The 1,240-nt window shown below is 54.0% G+C and carries 3 protein-coding genes; 2 read left to right on the top strand and 1 reads right to left on the bottom strand.

Features of this window, described 5'->3' with window-relative positions:
- On the top strand, positions 1–550 hold a 550-nt coding region (locus Q0277_RS05410), incomplete at its 5' end, for an NADAR family protein (protein ID WP_297996278.1).
- Positions 551–639: 89 nt separating this feature from the next.
- On the opposite strand, the gene Q0277_RS05405 is transcribed toward Q0277_RS05410, so the two are convergent.
- Positions 640–765, bottom strand: a complete 126-nt coding sequence (locus Q0277_RS05405; protein WP_297996276.1) for a hypothetical protein — start codon at positions 763–765, stop codon at positions 640–642.
- A 37-nt stretch (positions 766–802) separates the two neighbouring features.
- Here Q0277_RS05405 and Q0277_RS05400 point away from each other — a divergent pair.
- Positions 803–1,240, top strand: a 438-nt coding sequence (locus Q0277_RS05400) for a hypothetical protein (protein ID WP_297996274.1), incomplete at its 3' end; no start/stop codon positions are given.

Below are 1,240 nucleotides of genomic sequence, written 5' to 3'. Positions count from 1 at the left end.
AATAAATTCTTCCGAAGCGCATGAATTTCTATTTTTCTACAAGCCGGATGGGGCCGCGGACGAATCCTGCCTCGGGCAGTGGCAGAGCTCGCCTTTTGCCGTAGATGCCGATGAGTATGCCTGCGCCGAGCAGTTTATGATGGCGAGCAAGGCGCAAATATTCGGCGACGAACAGACGCGGGCGCAAATAATGCAGAGCTGCGATGCAAAGCAGATGAAGGCGCTCGGCAGGCAGGTGCGGGGCTTTGATGAGCGGCTCTGGGGCGAGGTGCGCTACAGCGTCGTGCTAAGCGGCAATTACTATAAATTTACGCAAAATCCCGCGATGATGCGCTTTTTGCTCGCGACGGGAGATAAAATTTTAGTTGAGGCCAGCCCGCTGGATAAAATTTGGGGTATCGGCCTTGGTCAGCAGAGCGAAAACGCAAGTCGTCCGAGCGCGTGGCGCGGGCAAAATCTGCTCGGCTTTGCGCTGATGGAGGTGCGAGACGAGCTGCGCAGGCTGTATAAAAACTACGATCTGATCGATAAGAAATTTTTGCGAGATTAGGCAGCTAAATTTTACCGCTCTCGCCGGGTGCATTCGGCATGGACATAGCGCGGCAGCGAGGCGGCGCCAAATTTATAAAATTTTAAAATTTACGCGCTAGGGCGAGGTAAAATTTCATCGCCTCGTTCAGCTAGAATTTCACCGCCGGGCGCAGATAGAATTTCATGCGAAACGGATAAAATTTGCGCACCCGAGCGAGGTAAAATTTTATCCAAAGCGCTAGCGGCGTTTTTACTCGCAGCGGCTTGCCATTTGGGCGCGACGGATCTTTTCGTCGCGGCTCAAACCCCGCTTCTAAACAAAGCGGGCGGCAAGGAGATCGCCAAGCTGCACGTAGGCGCGAAGCTACAGGTGCTAAAGGATGGCAAGGACTACGTGCAGGTGCGATACGCGGGCTTCGTGCCCGAGGGAAGCAACGTAAGTTACGCAAGGCTTGGGATTTTGGAGCAGGACTTGCAAGCGCAAAACGCAAAGAGCCTAAAGACGCTAAAGACCGTGAAGGACGACTATGATAACGAATGGGCGAACGTCACTATCGACGGCTACGTCGCGAAGCTCGCCGTAACGGACGATGCGGCTAAAATTTACGACGCGGGCGAAAATCTATTCAAAGAGCGCTGCGGCAGCTGTCACGCGCTGCACGGATACGACGAGTTTAACGTCAATGTCTGGCCCAGCGTGGTCGAGACG

Source organism: uncultured Campylobacter sp., assembly GCF_938030815.1.
In the GTDB taxonomy this organism is placed as follows: domain Bacteria; phylum Campylobacterota; class Campylobacteria; order Campylobacterales; family Campylobacteraceae; genus Campylobacter_B.
The sequence above is the reverse complement of the archived record's forward strand: the minus strand, read 5'-3'. Positions and strand labels throughout refer to the sequence as shown.